Below are 19723 nucleotides of genomic sequence, written 5' to 3'. Positions count from 1 at the left end.
TTAACTCAGTCTCAAAATATAGAGCCATGGTTTTGAAATGATTTTTAAATACAGTGACTTAACGTTTATATTTTTCTTAACTGACCATCCATATGAAAGAAAATAGATGAGCAGAAACGAAGCCCAGACCCGTTTAGATCTGATTGATCCCGCGCTGTTGGCGGCGGGGTGGTCGGTGGTTGAGGGTAGTTGTATTTCTGTGGAACATACCATCACGCAGGGGCGTCTGGTCGGCGGTGGACGCCGGGCGCAGCCTTTGGCGGCGGATTATGTGCTGATCTATCGCAACAAGAAACTGGCGGTGATTGAGGCCAAGGCAGAGAAATATCCGGTATCTGAAGGGCGACCACAGGCGGTTGAATATGCAGAACGCTTGCAAGTGCGTTTTGCCTATAGCACCAACGGCAAGGGCCTCTACGAGATTGACACCAAGACGGGCAAAGAGATCGAGCTTTCTTCCATGGGCGCGGTGCCATCACCGCAAACCCTGTGGAACCGCATTTACCATGTCGAGAATTATTGGCGTGACCGCTTTGCCGAGGTGGCTTTTGAAGATCGCGGCGGGACGTGGCAGCCCAGGTACTATCAGGACAATGCCATTGAGCGCACCCTTGATGCTGTTGCGTCGGGTAAGGACCGTATCTTGCTCACCCTTGCGACAGGCACAGGCAAGACTGCCATTGCCTTTCAATTGGCGTGGAAGTTGTTTCAAAGCCGCTGGAACCTGACGCGCGAGCCAACGCGCCGTCCGCGTATCCTCTTTCTGGCGGATCGGAACATTTTGGCGGATCAGGCTTTTAATTCCTTTTCTGCCTTTGCCGAAGATGCGCTGGTGCGCATTGCGCCGGATGAAGTGCGCAAAAAGGGGCGGGTGCCCAAGAACGCCAATATCTTCTTTACCATCTTCCAGACCTTTATGAGCGGGCCGGATGGTACGCCCTATTTCGGTGATTACCCCGAAGACTTCTTTGATTTTATTATCATTGACGAATGTCACAGGGGCGGAGCCAAAGACGAAAGCGCGTGGCGGGATATTCTGGAATATTTCGAACCCGCTGTGCAGCTTGGTCTAACCGCGACGCCCAAGCGCAAGGGGAATGTGGATACCTATTCCTATTTCGGGCGGCCCGTTTATGAATACTCGCTCAAAGAAGGCATCAATGACGGTTTCCTGACCCCGTTCCGTGTGCGCCAGATTACGACCACCATGGACGATTATGTCTTTACCCCCGGTGATACGGTTTTAGAGGGTGCGGATATCATCGAAGAGGGCAAGCGTTACCGGGAGCAGGATTTCAACAAATCCGGCGGCATTGTGATCAAAGAACGCGAAGCCAAGCGGGTTGAGATCTTTATGGACGAGGCCAATCAACAGGAAAAGGCCATCGTTTTCTGTAAAGGACAACCCCACGCTGCGCTGATCCGTGATTTGATCAATCAGGTCAAGGAAAGTTCCGACCTGCATTACTGTGAACGCGTTGGGGCCGATGATGGCGCGCGCGGCGAAGCTTTCCTGCGTGCCTTTCAGGATAACGAAAAAACCGTCCCCACAGTCTTGACCTCCAGCACCAAGCTATCCACCGGGGTCGATGCGCGTAATGTACGCAATGTGGTGTTGATGCGTCCGGTCCAGTCGATGATCGAATTTAAACAGATCGTCGGTCGGGGCACGCGCCTGTTTGATGATAAAGACTATTTCACGATCTACGATTTTTGCAAAAACTATGAAATGTTCGAAGATCCCGAATGGGACGGTGAACCCCTTGATCCCGCAGATGCACCTGTGCGTTCGCCAAAGCCGGATAAAGATGGTGAACCCACAGGGATGGAGGATGAACCCGGTGGCTATGATCCGGGGGAACCGGAAGAAAAGCAGACCATTTTGATCAAGCTGGCGGACGGGTCGGCCCGACGCATACAGCACATGGCCGCGACCAGCTTTTGGGGGCCAGATGGCAAGCCCGTTTCATCGGCACAGTTTGTGAACAAGTTGTTTGGGGAATTGCCGGAACTCTTTCGCGACGAAGACGAACTGCGTATGCTTTGGGGCAAGCCCGATACCCGCAAGGCCCTGATACAGGGACTGGAAGAACGTGGGTACGGCGAAGCGGTTTTGAGCGAAGTTGCCAAGCTGATCGACGCACAAAAAAGCGACCTATTTGATGTACTGGCTTATATCGCCTTTGCCATGGACCCGATCACCAGAACAGAGCGCGTGGATACCCACAAAGACACGATCCTGCGCAATTACGACGACAAGCTACAGGCATTTTTGGAATTCGTCCTCGGCCAATATGAAGAACAGGGCGTTCAGGAACTGGATCAGGCCAAACTGCCAAGCTTGCTGGAGCTGAAATACAACTCCACCGGCGACGCAGCCATCGAACTCGGCGGCATCCCCCGCATCCGCGACGCCTTCGTCGGCTTTCAACGGCATTTGTATTAAGTTGATTTCATGGGGTTGGTGGTGCAGGCATCTTAAAGAAAATAATACCTTGCTTCCCTCAGGTCTCCCTGTTTTTAAGTTGTGCTTCGCGCAGGGCAATAAACAAACCGCTGCCACAAATCACGATAATACCCGCCCAGGTCAGCAGGTCGGGGAAATCACCAAAGATAAAATAGCCAATCAGCGTGCCGGATATGATCTCTACATAACCAAGCGGGGCGAGAATAGAGGCTGGCGCAAGGGCGCAGGCTTTTGTTAGCAGGAAATGCCCCAGACCGGAACAAAGGCCCAGAATAACCATCCAGAACCAGCTATCAGCCGTGGGCGCTGACCAGTAAAAGGGTGCAACGGCGGACATAACAACGGCCCCGACGATGCCGGTATAGAACAACGTTACCAACGCGGGTGTTTGCTGGGCGAGAGAGCGGGTCAGGACAATATAGGCGCCGTGCAAAATGCCTGCTGCGATGGCGAGCAGGGCGGGGATGGAAATATTGTCTGCTTCGGGTCTGAGAATAAGCAGCACACCAAGAAAACCGACCACAACGGCCCCATAGCGGCGGGGGCCGACTTTTTCCTTGAGGATCAGGCCGGACATAATGGTGATTGCCAGTGGATAGACAAACAGTAAGGCCAGTGCATCGGCAATGGGCATATAGGCGAGGGACCAGAAAAACAGGAAGTTGGAGGCAATGATCAGCAACCCGCGCAATCCCTGCTTGGCGGGGGATTTGGGGCGGAGTACTTCCCGTCGATAGCGTAAGAGGATAAAGGGCAGCAACATGACAGTCATAAAGACATAGCGTGCCCAGACAATCTGTGAGGTGGAATGACTATCGCTGAGGTATTTGGCAATGCCATCCATTCCCGGCACAACAATCATTGCCAAAGCCATAAGGGTTACACCCAGAAGAATGCGGGTGGCGGCTATCTTGGAAGCATTTTCTGCTAATGTGTTGTCTGTGGCCTTAGTATCTTGGACCTCAGTATTTGGGGCCTGAGCGTTTGTAGCTGGAGTATTTGTCATTCAAGAGATACCCGAAATATAGGAACCAGATTTCTGGCCATCTGAAAGGATGATAGGTCAAATTACCGCGATAGACCAGGTATGACGTCAACAGCCAAACGATTACACACACCTGCGATTACACATGCAGGATTATATTTAATCCTTCGTCTTTTTTGGGGGGGACAAAATAGCTGGTAATCACCTCAAACTCTTCGTCGCTGGGGGCAAATTCGTGTGACCCGGATGCGTTGCGCGCGTGGAGCCGTTCTTTACACAGATCATTGCTGACATCCAGATAGTGCAGTTTGTTTTCCACCTTGGCACGGGTGGCAATGCCCAGCATCCATGCCCGAATATCCGGTGTGTTCGCAGGGAAGTCCAGTACGACCGATAACCCGGCCTGTAGCAATTGTTGCAGGTGATCTTCCATAATGCTGCGCAGACGGCCCGAACAGCGAACATAGTCGGGAATGGTATTGATTTCTTCGGGATAAAGCCGCGAAAGCCAGGTATCTTCGTTAATCAGGATAATCTTTGGATCAATCGACAACTCACGCGCCAGTGTTGACTTACCTGCGGCGATTTTCCCACATACCAGATGAAGTGTTGGTTCAAGATCTGTCATTTGACTGGTTATTCCGATTTAATGCTTTGCTTAGCGCACTTATTTTTTTGACTTACGGCAAGAGAAGTACGCGATAAACTTGTTATTGTATTACTCGATTTTTGATCCCTAAAGATCAAAAGACTAATATTTATTAGGGTGATAGTAGAACTTTTGACGAGAAAATACAACATGATCGCTTGGTATGTTATTGAAGGGAACGTCCTGTTCTAACTTTTGGTCTGGACTGCTATTTTGCTTTAGAGTGTTTTTGGCCTTTGTTGATATATTTCCGAACTATTAACCAGTTTTTCACTAGGTTATAATATCGTTGCTGCAGCTAATAATTTCTTCAGATTATGTTTCTCAAGGCGATATCAGAAATATAAAAAGCCTGACGTTATACAAACGCAATAATGAGAAGTCGTTACAAGAAGTATAGGGAGTGAAGTCGGAGTGGTTTTCCTCATCGCCAGATCATTATGTGTTCTCTTAAGAGTGGTATTGATCTTCACTTGTCTGATGGCATTTGCGCAGCCCCTTCATGCCCAACAAATCAGCCAAAACCAACAGCCTCAAAAAGAACCACTGATCTGGTATATCTGGAATCATCCGCCAGAATTTATTAATGCGGGTCCCTGGAAGGGAAAGGGCTATGCTGACAAGTTTCTGGACTTCTTTATTCGGCACTTACCTGAATATGAGCACAGCATTCGCCCGGTAAATATTCCGCGCTGGAGCCGGGAGGTTTTGAAACCCAACCGTTGTTCTGCGCATCTGTGGGGCGGCTTTTTCCCTGATAAGCTATTGTTGTCAAAACCCTATAGCTTTACACCGCCGCATGTGGCTATTTTTCACAAACGCCACCAAGATCGTATTGGTCCCAAAGGAACGGTTGTTTCCCTGGAAGCACTGTTGAAACAGTCTGATCTGAAACTGATGATCATGAATGTGGATTTTAACCGTGCCGCCCGGCAAAGCCGTTATCCTGTTCTCTACCCCTATTTGCTTCCCTATGTCGGACAGGAAAACCTGATCGAGCAGTACAGTACGGAAAATACGCTAGATCTGGACCTTCTGGCGCGTGGTCGTGCGGACTATACACTGGCCTATCCCAGCACGATCAGAACGCAGATGCGTATCAAGGATTTACCTGATGAATATATTTCCTATCCGCTCAAAGAACATAACATCTATAAAAAGGTGTATGTTGCCTGTTTAAATGATGATTTTGGCCAAGAGGTCATTCGTAAAATAAACGCGCTGTTGACCGAGGAAACTTTGCTTGAATTCCTGTCCTATCATGAAGAATGGAATGACGGTGATCCGGATTTTCGCAAGAATGCCATTGATTATTTTATCACGAAAATGCCGCTGGATAATGTGATTGAATAGTGGTGTTGATTTTGGATGAGATGTCATTCCGGATATCTCTTATCTCTAAGGTCACAAGGTTGTTATCCGCGACTTTAAACAGGGTAATAAAAATTAACCAATTGAAACTATACTGCATCCTGCACACTGCTGGGGGCGCGGATATTTTATACCTGATATCATTAAGATTTGGGTACTTGGCTTCTGTCAGCCGTGCGCAACAATATTAGTTCAGACGTAGGTGCTGGTTTGAGCGGCCGAGAATAATCGAGAGTACGGGGGTACGTTTGTATTGATTGGGAATGCGTATCGATGAAACTAAAGCATATGTTGATTACGGCTTTTTTGCTGATTTCAGTGGTGCCATTTTTCCTGAGTTTTCAGTACTTTCTCCAATACTCTTCCAAACAACATCAAGAACAGGTTGAAGCCAACTTGTCTTCTGTTTCCCTGATTGCCAAGAAACGGGTCCTTGCGGTTGTTGACCGTGTTCGTGACAACACGGCGCTTATTGCCAGCCGAACGCAAATGCGGATCAGCCTGGACAAGTGGAACAGAACCAAGGAACAGCAACACAAAGACAAAATTACAAAAATTCTGAACGACGCCAAAGGCAATATGCGACGGTTAGAGGCCATTGAAATTTTTGATCTCGTCGGCAAGAAAGTGGCCACAACAAATACCGATGATGCCCCTGATAGCGTCTTTCTTATTCCCGAAAAAGATTATGTGGTGCGTCTCATCGACAAGGGCAAAGGCGTTGTTCAGAGTGCGGTCAGATTGATACATGAGGGCCGCGCTATTGGATATATTTCCGTTGAATTCAAGGCGGGTTTCCTTTCTGACCTTATCGAGGACAGAAGCGGGTTAGGCGTAACAGGAGAATGGTTGATTGCCGTGCGCGCCAGTAATGGCGATGCCCTTTTTGCCGTGCCTTTACGTTATGATGAGGATGCTGCTTTCAAGCGCAGGGTTTCTAAAGACCGTAAAGATGTTCCAATCATTCAGGCCCTGCTTGGCAATGAGATCGTTATGAAAGAAGCCCCGGATTATACCGAGGAACCTGTGCGTGCCTTTACACGTTATATCCCCGAGTTTGATTGGGGACTGGTTGTCAAAATAAATGAGGCAGAAGTCAACGCGACAATTGAAAAAGCCAATCAATCTTTGTTGTGGCTTGCGGGGCTAGTCGCCATTGTTTCTATTTTGGCCGGCATTGTTGTGGCTTATTTCATTGCCCGTCCGATTGAGCATTTGAAGCGGATGACCAATCACCTTGCATCGGGTGCATTTGATGTGCCACCGGTAACAAAAGGTTGGCAAGAAGCAAAAGAATTATCCAATTCATTCCAGGATATGGCAGGGTCTTTGAAAAGCCTGAACGAAAACCTGAACCAGATCGTGTTTAAACGTACCGAAGATTTGAAACAGGCGAATATTTTTCTGGAAGAAAAGAATAAAAAACTGGATGCACTGGCTGCAAAAGAACAGACCGCAAATAAAGTGAAATCAGAATTCCTGGCAAGTATGAGCCATGAAATACGGACCCCGATGAACGGCATTATCGGGGCCACGGGATTATTGCTTGATACGGATTTGTCATCCAAACAGCACAACTTTGCTGACACGGTGATGAAGTCTGCCAATGCGTTGTTAAGCCTGATTAATGATGTTCTGGACTTTTCAAAAATTGAGGCGGGCAAGCTGGATCTGGAGCTTATTCCCTTTGATATGCAACAGCTTATCGAAGATGTTGTTGATCTGGTCATGCCCAAGCGTAAAGATGATGATATCGAATTCCTGGTTAGTTTTTCGCCGGATCTTGATCGTTACGTGATTGGTGACCCCGGACGTATCAGGCAAATACTTCTTAACCTGATCAGCAATGCCATCAAGTTTACCTATCACGGGCACGTCTTTATTCGGATACGTTCTTCCCAGATGAGTGATGGTCAGATGGATGATGGCAAAATCAATTTTGAATTTGAGGTGAGTGATACCGGTGTTGGTATTGCTGAAGATAAACAGAAACTGATTTTTGAAAAATTCTCGCAGGCCGACGCCTCGACAACACGCCATTTTGGGGGAACCGGGCTAGGCTTGGCAATTTGCCGGGACTTGATCTCCATGATGGGGGGGAGCCTTGCGGTTAAAAGTGAATTGGGTAAAGGGTCCAGCTTCTATTTTAATGTTGAACTTGCGAAACAGGAAAAACTCGTCGTCTCCAAAGAGATTGCAAACTCTCATGCACAAGCGCCTATGGACGGTCTTAGGTTACTGATAGTAGATGACAATGCTGTTTCCCGGGATATTGTGCGGGAACAGTTGATCGACCTTGATATGGATATTCATCAGGCAGATACGGGCGAGGCGGCACTGGGAATTTTACGTGAAGACGCCGCGCAAGATCGACCCTTTGACCTTATGTTGACGGACTATTGTATGCCGGGAATGGATGGCCATAGGCTGGCGCAGGAGATTCAGGAAGACCCGGCAATTCAAACACCACAAATGGTTTTGATGCTGTCTTCCCCTGAACGAGGGGATGGCAAGCTGGTAAAAGAGCTTGGTTTTCGCGGTTATCTGACCAAACCGATCTTCCCGGGCATCATAAAATCGACCCTTGCTGCGGTTTGGGCAACACGGGGCAAGGTAGCGGAAACACCACTTTTTACACGGCACAGTTTCAGTGAAGCTCAGGACAAACCACAAACAACGCTCAATTTTCAAGGTATCAGGGTTCTGCTGGCCGAAGATAACCCGATCAACCAGATGATTGCCACCAAAATTCTGGAACGCTACGAATGTATCGTGACCCCGGCTGGAAACGGAAAAGAAGCTCTTGAACAGCTAAGCCAGCAGCGCTTTGATATCATCTTTATGGATTGCCATATGCCGGAAATGGATGGTTTTGAGGCAACCCGGAGAATTCGTAATCTCAAGGAAGATCGCTATAAATCCATCCCGATTATTGCCTTTACGGCCAATGCCATGGCGGGGGATCGGCAGAAATGCCTGGATACAGGCATGGACGATTTTATTTCAAAGCCGGTACAGATCAAGGATCTCGAGAAGGTTTTGCAGCACTGGGTGGTTGATGGCGGTCATCAAGGGGACGAATTAGACATAAATGGAGATAACGACGAGGGTACAAAATCAGAAGAAGGGACCAAGCTGGTTGATTTTTCAGAGATTGAAGTCCTGAAAGAAAAAATAGGGGACAAGGTTATTCCTATCGTTGAGTGTTTTGTGGAGTTTGCAGCACAAACAGCCCCAAACATGCAACAGGCTCTTGATCAGAAGGATAGTACAGCGCTTGAAAACGCAGCGCATTCATTCAAGCCGATATGCTTTGAACTCGGGGCAAAGGGGCTTGGGCAACAAACGGAAAAGCTGGAAGCTTTGGCAAAGCAGGGTGAAGCGGAAAAGGCTTATGAACTGGTCCCCGGTTTTATTGAAGACTGCGAACAAGTAACAGAGATCATGCGGACTTACCTTGAAAAACAAACTGCTGAATTGCAGCAAGCAGACTCACATACAGTGGGGCCGGCAGAGGGACCGGATGAGAAAATCGCCTGATATGTGATATGTTCATATCACGCAGTGTTTTTTCTCTTAATCGTTAAATAGATAGGGCACGAGAAACTGTTCTCTCTGATCCCTGATGATTTTGCCTATATCGCCTTGTTCTTTGGACAACAGGGTCTTCAGTGTTAGCAATTTGGGTTCTTCCTGAATATCAATAATTTGATAGAGGGGCAGTTCAGCCTGTGGCGACCCACAGAAATCGCCGATCGACAGATTGCGGGTTTCATGCACTTTGACATTCAATGCTGCAATATTCTTTTTCAGCCGACGCGCAGGTACGATCAAAAGATAAAGTGTGATGATGACGGAGGCTGGTGCTGAAGCAATCAGGATAATGGGGGCGAACAGGGCGGGGGCAACAATGCCGATCATAAAGATTGCCCAGTACCACGATACATTCACTTTTTCTTTTAGCAGTTTTCTTGCTTGTATCAGCTGTGTGATTTCTTCTTTGGAAACATCAGCGACGGCTGCGTGTGCTTGTTGCGTATTTGACATTATTAGATCCTGAAAGGGAGGTGAAGTTTCTGAGAAGAAAGAATTGAGAGGGTAAGTAGTGTTCTTATTATAACCTTAATATCTCTCTTGCCTCATCCGGTGTGGCAAGGGTTCCCCCCAGATTATCGATAATATCGGCTGCTTTTTCGACCAGTTGGGCGTTATTACGACAAAGCTCGCCTTTGCGGATTTGCAGGTTATCTTCCATGCCGACCCGGACATGTCCACCCAACAGGAAAGATTGAGCAAGGATTGGAAACTCGTGACGGCCAATGCCAAAAGCAGCCCATACGGTATTTTCGGGAATTTGCGATACCAGATACATCAGACTTTGCGGGGTAGGTAAAATACCATAGCGAACGCCCATGACAATTTGCATCATGGTCGGGGCTTTCAGAATGCCTTTGTCCAGAAAATCCAATGCCATGTTGAGGTCACCAACATCAAAAAGCTCAATCTCTGGCTTGGTGCCCGCAGCGTAGATACGATCAGCCATGATCGCTACATTGCGCGGCGTATTGATCACTACGGCTTCCCCCGACCACATGGTATTGAAATCAAGGGTACAGATTTCGGGCCTAAGTTTCTCGACGTGGGCGACACGCAATTCAGGCTGACAGAGCGTACTGCCCTCTGCCGCAACTTTGGGATCATGGTCAGAGGGAATAAAACGTCCCCCTTCACCCGTGGTCAGGTTGAGGATTATGTCTTGATTTTGCTGTCGGATCAGGCCAACCATCTCTTCATAGAGATTAAGATCCATCGATCCCTTGCCCGTCGCTGGATCACGCACATGCAAATGCACAATAGCCGCCCCGGCCTTTGCAGCGCCCAAGGCGGCATCCGCAATTTGCTTTGGTGTAATGGGCAAACCCGGATGCTGTTCAGGCTTGGTCAGGTTTCCTGTAACTGCGCAGGTCAGAATGGTTTTCTTTTGTGTTTTGGACATGATGCGGATTTTAATGTCTGGTGCTGTTTTTGGAATATTATTGTGACCACAGTGACCCAGGTTCTGTCCAGTGACAAGGTTCTTAACAGCGAGTAAGTTACGTTTAGACAGAAAGCAAGTTGCTGTGTTTAGAGAATTTGAATGCAGTGACTTTTCAAATGGATCGGCTATATCGTTGGTTCAGAATATCTCAGTGGGCTAGCTTCATTGATCTTTTCAAACCCAATCTACGGTTTAGTGATCAGATGCGATTAAAATTTGTATTCCTTTATTGAGATCTTTTATTAGGATCTTTTGGGTAGGGTGGGCTTGATTTGAGTACTAACCATCTATATCAAGTTTAGTTTATGTCTTTGTTGTTGTGTTATCCTGATTATGAACAGGATGCACAGGATTGTTTGTTCATTAGAGGATTATTGGTTTGCCTATCGTTATTACAGCCAGTGAAGCTCATCCCTTTTTGCCGTCGCTGGGGGATCCCACGGCGATTGCAGAGGAAAAGGCCCTTCATCAAGACATTCGTCCGCTGGAAATTGCGATCCTGAACCTCATGGCAGACAAGCAGACAACAGAGCTGCAACTGGCGCGGTGGTTGGGTCATACCCCGTTGCAGATCAGACTGACCTTTATCGCGACAGACAGCTATATGGCGAGTGTGCAGGCTGGTTATCAATCCAAATCCACGCCGAGTGAACATATCAGTAAATATTACAATTCCTGGAGCGACGTTAAACATCGCAAGTTTGATGGCTTGCTGGTTACGGGCGTCAACCTTTTGGATGCTGATGTGACGAGCGAGGGGATCTGGGGCGAAATTCAGGAAATCTTTAACTGGTCAAAAACCAATGTTTTGTCGTCCATGTATATTTGCTGGGCTGGTTTTGCCGCGATGCGCTATTTCCATGATATCAAGTGTCACAACGGCAAGACAAAGACGCTGGGTGTCTTTGAGCATGGAATAGAAGCTGATAGCGCGGACCTTCTTTTTGGTCTGCCAGATCGCTTTCCTATCCCAGTGGGGCGTTGGCAGCGTTTGAGCCGGGACAAGGTCGAAGGATACGACGCGTTGGAGCTTGTTTCCTGCACGGACGAGGGGGATACCTTTATCGTGGCAGAGAACAAAGCCTTCAAGAAAGGCTGCAAGACCTATCCGCGTCGGATCTATATGTTCAACCATCCTGAATATGATACTGAAACCATGAAAAAGGAATATCTGCGCGATCGTGATGCCTATCCCGAGCTACCAATCCCGCCGAACTATTTCCCGGATGATGATATCGAAAAGGCCCCGGTTAATACCTGGCGTTATACCGCCGCAATCTATGCCAACTGGATAAAGTCTCTATACGAAGCGACGCCGTACGATATCAATGATATCCCCGAGGCGTGTGAATAAATCAGGGCTTTAGGTAATATTACGTATTATATCAGGACGGGGATACACTAACTCTTTGAGTTCATTGTGGTCCCCGTTTTGCTAAAGACAACTTTTGTCTTAAGTTATCTATGACGCGGTCGATTGTACCTGTATCCTTTGTTTTGCTATGCTTGACATTTACTTGTCTATACATCATAACCGCGCAGTCTTATGGGCTGTGTTTATGATTTATTTGTCATAAACAGTGTGCGTTTCCCAAAGAGTTGCCTGTCTTGAAACAGGCCAGATTTGGACCTAAATCTAAGTCGTTTTATTTGTTTATGGTCCAAAGAGAAGCCAGGTGATGGCTTGATTTAACCTTACATTGCAAATTGCATGGCTTGAGAATACTGGCCCTGAGGGATTATAGAACCAATATGCTTAACGTGGAATATAGAACTGTTGCTGCAGGCTTGGCACACAAATACTGGCTTGCGAAATGCAGCGGAGAAGCGCTTCCAAGCCGCGAGGATATAAGCCCTGCGGAGATGGTCGCATTTTTGCCAAATATTCTGTTGCTGGATGTTCAGGAAGAGCCGTTGGATTTTCGCTTCCGACTGGTGGGAACCCGAATTGTACCCTTACTTTCACGGGATTATACGGGGGAGTGGATGAGCTCTATTGATATTCTAAAGGCCCCGGGAACGGTTTGGCAAAATTGTAGTAGAGCCGTTGAACTTGCAGAGCCGGTTTATGCCTTTACCCCTTACGTTGGCCCGAAAAAAGATGTTCTCGACGTCGAAGATCTTATTCTTCCCTTGGCATCGGATGGCGAAAATGTGGATATGTTGATGGTTATTCTGGCAACGGTTCAGAAGACAGTGGATCTTGATAAGAAAGGCTGTGAAAATAAGATAGATGGGCGGAACACACAGGCTTCTTAAGCTATTGTAAAGCCAGACTGTAAACCTCCATCTGTAAATTACAGAGATCTATTGTGCCTGTTATATTTTGAGCATTTTTTATCCCCCTAAGCTTTTCTTTGAAAATCATTCTGAAAGTTGTGACACGTTGATAGTCTGTACCTGGAACAACCGTCTGTACCTGGATTAGAACTAAGCCTCAATTCTTTGAAATCAGGGGATTATCTTGCAGATTTGGTAGGGCAAGGTAGTATCTCGTGGTGGAGAGGGGACAAGAATGATCGATCTGAATTTGGATTTAACCTATATTTCGTGGCAAGAGCTGTTGCTTCGTATCGGTTTAACGATGGCCTTTGGACTTGTTCTGGGCTTGGAGAGAGACACCAAGAATAAGCCAATTGATTTTCGCGCCTACATGATTGTTGCGGTAACAACCTGTGTTCTGGCGATTTTGGGGCAGGAAATTTATTCTGATTTTGCTTCGGCTAAAGATATCGTCAAGGTTGATCTTTCCACGATTGTCTCAGGGGTGATGACTGGCATAGGATTTCTTGGCGCTGGAGCTATTATTCAGCGGGGTGACCGCGTGGTTGGAACGGCGACGGGCGCCAGTATCTGGGCTGCCGGGGGGATCGGTCTTACGATTGGGTTTGGGTTTTATACGCTTGGTATCGTAGCTTTTGGTGCTATTAGTTTGACGCTGTTGGCTGGCGGCTTATGCAGAACGTGGTTTTCCGGGAATGATGATAAAGAAAAAGAAGCAAAGGAAGAGGAATAAAGCTCTTCTGGAGTACTGCTTGTTTTGAAATAATTATCTCTTCAAAAGCTTTATCCCTTGTCTGTAAAATGAGACTTATAATCGAAAGAAAACAGTCAGAATTCTCCAATAGTATATTTATATCATAATGGAATTTTTATAGGTTATGTGGCAGATGGTGTCTGCTTAAAATAATCAGTAACTTTGATTTATTGTATGTATCCCCTATATAGGGGATCTGGAGAGTTAACAGGGTTGTCTATGTTGCACTATCTATTGGGATCATTCGCATTTCTTTGCCTTTTGGCAAGCCTCATCCCCTTTATCCCAATTGCGCATGGCGCCGTCCGGGTTTTTGATTTTGGACGTCTGCAAATTTTGACAATCTCTGTTGTTACCTTGGTGTGTGTTGTGCTGTTGCTGCCACAGAGCCAGTATTGTTTTGTTCTTTCTGGCATGCTTGCGGTTTCAGTTTGTATCGAACTTCTTCATATCATCCGCTTCACGCCTTTCTGGCGTCAGCAATCGGCCAGATTTCAACCGGAAAAGCATGATAGTGCCCAAACATTCAAGATGCTTGTCTGTAATGTAAAACAGAGCAACAAAAGGCATGACAAGCTTATTGATATCATCGATGACTGTGATCCGGATATTCTGGTTTTGATGGAAACAGATCAAGTGTGGCTTGACGCTTTGGAAGAGGTGACCGATCGTTATGTGTACCGGTTAAGCTGTCCACAGGATAATAGCTATGGGATGTTTATGGCATCCCGACTAGAGGTCACAAAAGGAGAGATAGAGTTTCTCCTGAACGAAAGTATTCCGAGCTTTCACTGTCGTTTCAAGCTAGAGAACGGGGATGAGTTTGATTTGATTGCCATTCATCCTGATCCACCGGTGCCGCATCGAGATACTATCGGCAGGGATGCCGAAATTCTGGTGGCCGGTAAAAGAGCCAGATATAGAAAAAGACCTCTGGTGGTTGCGGGTGATTTAAATGATGTTGCCTGGTCATCAACGACCCGACGTTTCCTGCGAATTTCTCGCCTGCTTGATCCGCGTCAGGGGCGTGGCATGTTTAATTCTTTTGATGCCCGGTTTCCTTTTTTGAGATGGCCGCTGGACCATATTTTTCATTCGGAAGAATTTGAACTTGTCGCAATCAGGCGTCAACCCTACATGGGGTCCGATCACTTTCCAATGTTTTACGAACTTGCCTATGTTTCAGAGCATAATAACGAATTACCCGATGACCCGTCAGTTTATGATCTGAAAGAAGCGAGAAGTCTGATACAGACTGAAACTAATCGAGACCGACGCCCGATCGGTGAAGATTGGGAAAAATAATCTCGCAAGAAGGTGTCGGGCTTGAGCAGATCTGAACGGATTGCTAACCCTGCGATGTGGTCATGGCAAAGAAGGAAGTAAGGTGCAGCTTTTGCGGAAAAGACAGACATTTTGCTCCGAATAGTGTATTCTGCGTCCTTCTAACGCTTTTTTAGAGGGCGTTTCCTTCCGTTGTGACTGGGCCGGGTAATGATATTTTTTAAGTATTATAAGTGGGTGCAGTTTTATTTTCTGTTTGCTGTAATATTGCTAACGACATCGGTGCAAGCGCAGAGCATCGAAGTGGTTACGGAAGAATGGCCGCCCTATAATTATACCCAACAAGGGAAGGTCCTGGGGACATCAACAGATATCCTTCGTGAAGCTTTGGAAAACACGGGATTTAGCTATAGCATTCGGTCTTTCCCTTGGGCCAGAGCCTATGAGATGGCAAAAACAAGGCCCAATACGCTGATCTATACCATTGTGCGTACCGCCCAGCGCGAAAATACGTTTAAATGGGTTGCAGAAATTCAGCCTCCAGAGCCGACTTTTCTCTACAAAAAAGCGGATAATGAACATGTGATTGTGACGTCACTAGAGGAAGCGAAGGCTTTTGCTGTTGTTGCTGTCAGATCTGCGTATACAGAACAAAAATTGAAAGAACTTGGATTTAGCGAAGATCAAAATCTCATTCTGACTGGTGATCCTTTTTTGGCAACGCGGATGTTGATGAGCGGTCGTGCCGATCTCTATGCCGAGGCTGCATCAAACTTGCCCTCTATTCTGGAGAAGGAAAAGGTAAGCGAAAAAGGCCTTCAGCCTGCTGTCTTTGTAATGGAGAATAAGTTTTTTGCAGCATTCAGTCTGGAAACGGATGATGCAATTGTTGAACGCCTGAGGCAGGAGATTGAAAAAATCACTGCTAGAGACGGAACGCTTGAGCCTAAATATAGCTATATAGGGCAGTAGCTACCTTAACCCTTCCTTGCGATATTGACACTGTAGAGGAAAGCGGATATTTAGGTAGTTCGCATAACTAACTAAATGATAACTTATGTCTTTAACAAATTCCCTTGATCAGTTTCATCGCTATTTGACCTGCCTGTGGACGGACATTTCCGAACGTCCTAATGCGCTTACTTGTAGTGAGTACGGTTATTTACGTGCAATTGAGCGACTGGACGGGGAAAAACTGGCAAATGCGGATGAGGGAGAAGGCTGTGGCCATTCCGATGGGCATGGACATCATTTGCAAGACATTGTTGAGCTTTTGAAAATCAAAAAGGCGTCGGCGAGTGTTGCCATTACAAAGCTGGAAAAACGTGGTTTGATCCAAAGGTTTCAGTGTCAGCACGATGCGCGAGCCCAACACATTGTCTTGACTGAAAAGGCGAGGGAATACTTGCGAGAGGAAGAGGCTGTCTATGAAGCTTCAGCCATAGATATTGCCAAGGTTCTTACGGTTGATGAACTGGAAGCGTTTAAGACCTGTTTGTTGAAAATCAACAAAGCACTTTAACCGAAATAATAACGACGATTAGTTCTGTTTGCAGTTCCGTAAGGGAAAAGAGAGCAAATTATTGTAAGAGTTTATGAATAATAGTTAGTTAGTCTAACGTATGGTATGAAAAAGTAAGGAATGGTTATGATGAAGGACGAGAAAAATCAGGGGCACAATGTTGCTGGCAAATGGTGTGATGAAGCCGCGCTTTATTATATCAGGGAGTATGGGGAACACCCGATCAATCGCCTGACAGCTGAACAGGCACAGCTTGAGACTAATGATCATGTTCTTGATATAGGCTGTGGTAGTGGTTCTGCCTTGAGGGCTGCTGGCGAGATCGTCACTGCCGGGGAGCTTATTGGTATTGATCCGTCTCCGGTTATGGTGCGGGTGTCGCAGGAAGAAAGCTTGTGTCATCCGGCTTTCCCACGCATGCGGTTTTTATTGGGCGGTGCCGAAGCCATTCCACTGTCTTGTGATCTCGTGACAGTTGCCTGGGCGATTAATTCTCTGCATCACTGGCAGGATATCCCTCTGGGACTAAGTGAAGTGCAACGAGTGCTTAAATCTGATGGACGATTTATTGTTGTGGAAGAGATCTTTGAAGATCGTATCGGCATGACACCTGAAGAGGTGCTGCTTCATCTGACGAAAGCAGGATTTGAATGTCTCGATCATTCTGAAGCTGTTGCCGATGAAGCCAGAATGAACGTTTTTGTGTTTAGAAACTTAAAACAAGAGTAAACACCAGGTACAAATGCATTTGTTGAGGGGGCGTGATTTTCGTGTGTTGTTAGGAAAGTCACGCTTCGTTCATTTATAATTTCCCCCTAAATCCTATGGTTGAGTTGAGACGTTTCTCCTCATGACATCTTTTTTGAGGTGTCGTAATTTTATTTGCCATAGAAAAAGATTAGCTGTTGCCGAGCTGCTTGCAGGATGAAAGTCAAAATTTTAGATAATTTCTCTATAACCTAATGAAATTAGGAAAAATCGACGTTTTTGATTATTTTCCCGAAAAATGAGCAAGGTCTCATCATATATCTTTTGTTTATTAATATGTTATGGTTTTTTCAGTCTGTTATGATTTTAAATGGCGCAGAACATTTCGCTCTTTTTTTTATTTATATAATATAAAATATCCCATTTTTCATAATTTACAGAATTATATCCTGCAGATACAACTAAATAGAGTGTGGATAATGAAAATTCAACCTTTTATAGTCATTTGTCACAACTAAAAATAGCAGACGCAAGTCTGTGATATAAAATCTACACAGTTATTAAAAGAAAAATAAATCAAATGCTGTGTGTGAACTGGGAGTTTTTGGCGTGACTATGACAACTGCGCCTGTACTAGTTACAGGCGGAGCCGGGTTTATTGGGTCTCATTTATGTGAAGCATTAATTAACCGCGGCCATCGTGTTCTATGTATTGATAATCTTCTGACAGGAAATCTGGATAATTTAGCTGAGTTTTGGGACCATCCGAATTTTGAATTTCAGCAACACGATGTGATCAATCCATTATCTGTAGATGTCAGTGCTATATATAACTTGGCATGCCCTGCATCCCCTATTGATTATCAGAAAGATCCCATTCATACCCTGCAAACCTGTATTCACGGGGCGATAAACATGCTGGAGTTGGCGCGCTTGAATAGGGTGCCGATACTCCAGGCCTCAACCAGTGAGGTGTATGGCGATCCTGAACAGCACCCACAGGTGGAAGGGTACTGGGGGAATGTTAACCCCATCGGCCCAAGAGCTTGCTACGACGAGGGCAAGCGTGCTGCAGAGACGCTTTTTTATGACTATCACCGTACGCACCATGTTGATACCCGGGTCATCCGTATTTTTAATACCTACGGCCCCCGTATGAAGGCAGATGATGGCAGGGTGGTTTCAAACTTCATCACAAGTGCTTTGAGGGGGGAACCATTAACAATTTACGGAGATGGAACTCAAACCAGATCGTTTTGTTATGTCGATGATCTCGTCCGATTGATTATGGCCTGCATGGACTGTGATGTGCGTCATGAGAGTCCGATCAATGCCGGTAATCCAGAAGAATATACGATGATGGAACTGGCGACACTGGTTATGGACCTTGTTGATCGGGATTGTTCAGTTGTTCATCACGCACTCCCTGTCGACGATCCAAAAAAACGCAGGCCTGATATTTCAAACGCGAAAAAAATTCTCAATTGGGAACCCAGGGTTGGTGTGAGAGAAGGGCTGTTCCGGACTAAGAATTATTTCCAGCAAGCAACAGAGAAACCGATACAAACGCAGAGTTTCAAGTCTGCAAAGGTGGAGCTGGAGGTTGCTCATGCCTGATTTGATACCGGTTTTGGTAACAGGGGGCGCCGGGTACGTAGGTAGTCATGTCTGCAAAGCTTTACGGCAGAATGGAATTTTACCCCTTACCTATGATGATCTCAGTACAGGCCATGAACAGGCTGTTCAATGGGGCCCGTTCATTTGTGGGGATATAGCTGATGGCAACAAGTTAGAGAAGGTTTGCAGGGAATATAAGCCTCGGGCTGTTTTACACTTTGCTGCGCGGGCGTATATCGGGGAATCAATGGGGATGCCTGCTGAGTATTATAGAACCAATGTACTTGGGAGCTTCACTCTACTTGAAGCGATGAAAAACACAGGTGTTAAGCACATTGTTTTCTCTAGCACCTGTGCGACCTATGGCATTCCTGAAACTCAACCCATTACGGAAGAACAATCTCAAAAACCCATAAACCCTTATGGGAATACCAAGCTGGCAGTGGAAAAGATGTTGTCTGATTTTGATAACGCCTATGGTATCAAGTCGGCTGTTCTTCGTTACTTTAATGCTGCGGGTGCTGATCCTGAAGGGGATATTGGCGAAGATCATGACCCCGAACCTCATCTTATTCCCAATGTTTTGACGGCCATCAGCAATCGAACACCTCTTACTATTCATGGAGCGGACTATCCCACGCCTGATGGAACCTGTATTCGGGACTATGTTCATGTCTGTGATCTGGCAACAGCACATGTTTCGGCCTTTAGGAAATTACTGGGTGGTTGTGACTCGTTTGCCTGTAATCTCGGGGCCGAAAAAGAAGTTTCTATCCGGAATATCGTGGCCGTGGCGGAGAGGGTAACGGGAAAATCTGTCCCTCATGAAATAGGGCCACGCCGTTCTGGTGATCCGGCAAAACTGGTTGCAAACGCGGCTCGTGCCAGAGAGCTCCTTGGATGGACGCCCGCCCATAGTGATATTGAAACAATTATTAAAACAGCTTGGGCCTGGCACTGCCGGCAGCAGGCCAAACGCGCAGCTTGATATCTTTAAAAGGATATTTGGCGCGAAGATCAAGTTCTTAGTAAGTGAAGGTTAAGT

The 19723-nt window shown here is 46.5% G+C and carries 16 protein-coding genes; 12 read left to right on the top strand and 4 right to left on the bottom strand.

Translation table 11 applies throughout. From position 1 onward, the window contains the following. The first annotated feature begins 106 nt into the window (after window positions 1–106). Window positions 107–2446 (top strand): EcoAI/FtnUII family type I restriction enzme subunit R, encoded by a 2340-nt coding sequence (gene hsdR / locus BKB51_RS02440; RefSeq protein WP_085899502.1) that lies wholly within the window; start codon window positions 107–109, stop codon window positions 2444–2446. A gap of 58 nt (window positions 2447–2504) precedes the next feature. Here hsdR and BKB51_RS02435 read toward each other — a convergent pair whose 3' ends face one another. Next, window positions 2505–3473 carry a DMT family transporter gene (locus BKB51_RS02435; RefSeq protein WP_085899501.1) on the bottom strand — a complete coding sequence of 323 codons (969 nt, stop codon included), beginning with the start codon at window positions 3471–3473 and terminating at the stop codon, window positions 2505–2507. A 118-nt stretch (window positions 3474–3591) separates the two neighbouring features. Next, the gene (locus BKB51_RS02430) at window positions 3592–4080 is read right to left on the bottom strand and encodes a P-loop nucleotide/nucleoside kinase family protein (protein ID WP_085899500.1); all 489 of its coding nucleotides are present in this window, start codon (window positions 4078–4080) and stop codon (window positions 3592–3594) included. Window positions 4081–4515: 435 nt separating this feature from the next. On the opposite strand from BKB51_RS02430, the gene BKB51_RS02425 reads away from it, so the two are divergent. Beyond that, window positions 4516–5454 (top strand): hypothetical protein, encoded by a 939-nt coding sequence (locus BKB51_RS02425; protein WP_125911765.1) that lies wholly within the window; start codon window positions 4516–4518, stop codon window positions 5452–5454. A gap of 291 nt (window positions 5455–5745) precedes the next feature. Beyond that, a complete protein-coding gene (locus BKB51_RS02420; RefSeq protein ID WP_085899498.1) occupies window positions 5746–9012 on the top strand; it encodes a response regulator in 3267 nt (1088 codons plus the stop codon). 36 nt (window positions 9013–9048) lie between these two features. Here BKB51_RS02420 and BKB51_RS02415 read toward each other — a convergent pair whose 3' ends face one another. Together BKB51_RS02415 and BKB51_RS02410 are read right to left on the bottom strand one after the other, a co-directional pair. Further along, complete coding sequence (locus BKB51_RS02415) at window positions 9049–9519, bottom strand: hypothetical protein (RefSeq protein ID WP_085899497.1); 471 nt, start codon at window positions 9517–9519, stop codon at window positions 9049–9051. Window positions 9520–9586: 67 nt separating this feature from the next. Next, window positions 9587–10468, bottom strand: coding sequence for a beta-keto acid cleavage family enzyme (locus BKB51_RS02410; protein WP_085899496.1), 882 nt, complete (start codon window positions 10466–10468; stop codon window positions 9587–9589). A 421-nt stretch (window positions 10469–10889) separates the two neighbouring features. On the opposite strand from BKB51_RS02410, the gene BKB51_RS02405 reads away from it, so the two are divergent. From BKB51_RS02405 to galE, 9 genes are all read left to right on the top strand, one after another. Then, window positions 10890–11864, top strand: coding sequence for a homoserine O-succinyltransferase (locus BKB51_RS02405; RefSeq protein ID WP_158090120.1), 975 nt, complete (start codon window positions 10890–10892; stop codon window positions 11862–11864). Between the two features lie 398 nt (window positions 11865–12262). Further along, window positions 12263–12769 (top strand): PAS domain-containing protein, encoded by a 507-nt coding sequence (locus BKB51_RS02400; protein ID WP_085899494.1) that lies wholly within the window; start codon window positions 12263–12265, stop codon window positions 12767–12769. A 256-nt stretch (window positions 12770–13025) separates the two neighbouring features. After that, window positions 13026–13526 (top strand): MgtC/SapB family protein, encoded by a 501-nt coding sequence (locus BKB51_RS02395; protein ID WP_085899493.1) that lies wholly within the window; start codon window positions 13026–13028, stop codon window positions 13524–13526. Window positions 13527–13766: 240 nt separating this feature from the next. Next, a complete protein-coding gene (locus tag BKB51_RS02390) occupies window positions 13767–14852 on the top strand; it encodes an endonuclease/exonuclease/phosphatase family protein (protein WP_158090119.1) in 1086 nt (361 codons plus the stop codon). 189 nt (window positions 14853–15041) lie between these two features. Further along, window positions 15042–15803 carry a substrate-binding periplasmic protein gene (locus BKB51_RS02385; protein WP_085899491.1) on the top strand — a complete coding sequence of 254 codons (762 nt, stop codon included), beginning with the start codon at window positions 15042–15044 and terminating at the stop codon, window positions 15801–15803. An 85-nt stretch (window positions 15804–15888) separates the two neighbouring features. After that, entirely contained in the window at window positions 15889–16353 is a 465-nt protein-coding gene (locus BKB51_RS02380; protein WP_085899490.1) for a MarR family winged helix-turn-helix transcriptional regulator, read from the top strand. A 126-nt stretch (window positions 16354–16479) separates the two neighbouring features. Beyond that, the gene (locus BKB51_RS02375; protein ID WP_158090118.1) at window positions 16480–17082 is read left to right on the top strand and encodes a class I SAM-dependent methyltransferase; all 603 of its coding nucleotides are present in this window, start codon (window positions 16480–16482) and stop codon (window positions 17080–17082) included. Between the two features lie 594 nt (window positions 17083–17676). Then, window positions 17677–18678 (top strand): UDP-glucuronic acid decarboxylase family protein, encoded by a 1002-nt coding sequence (locus BKB51_RS02370; RefSeq protein WP_085899488.1) that lies wholly within the window; start codon window positions 17677–17679, stop codon window positions 18676–18678. Next, entirely contained in the window at window positions 18671–19666 is a 996-nt protein-coding gene (gene galE / locus BKB51_RS02365; RefSeq protein WP_085899487.1) for a UDP-glucose 4-epimerase GalE, read from the top strand. Before BKB51_RS02370 ends, galE begins: the two co-directional genes overlap by 8 nt. The last annotated feature ends 57 nt before the right edge of the window (window positions 19667–19723 follow it).

Source organism: Kiloniella majae (assembly GCF_002118315.1).
In the GTDB taxonomy this organism is placed as follows: Bacteria; Pseudomonadota; Alphaproteobacteria; order Kiloniellales; family Kiloniellaceae; genus Kiloniella; species Kiloniella majae.
This window is presented reverse-complemented; position numbering and strand designations above follow the sequence as displayed.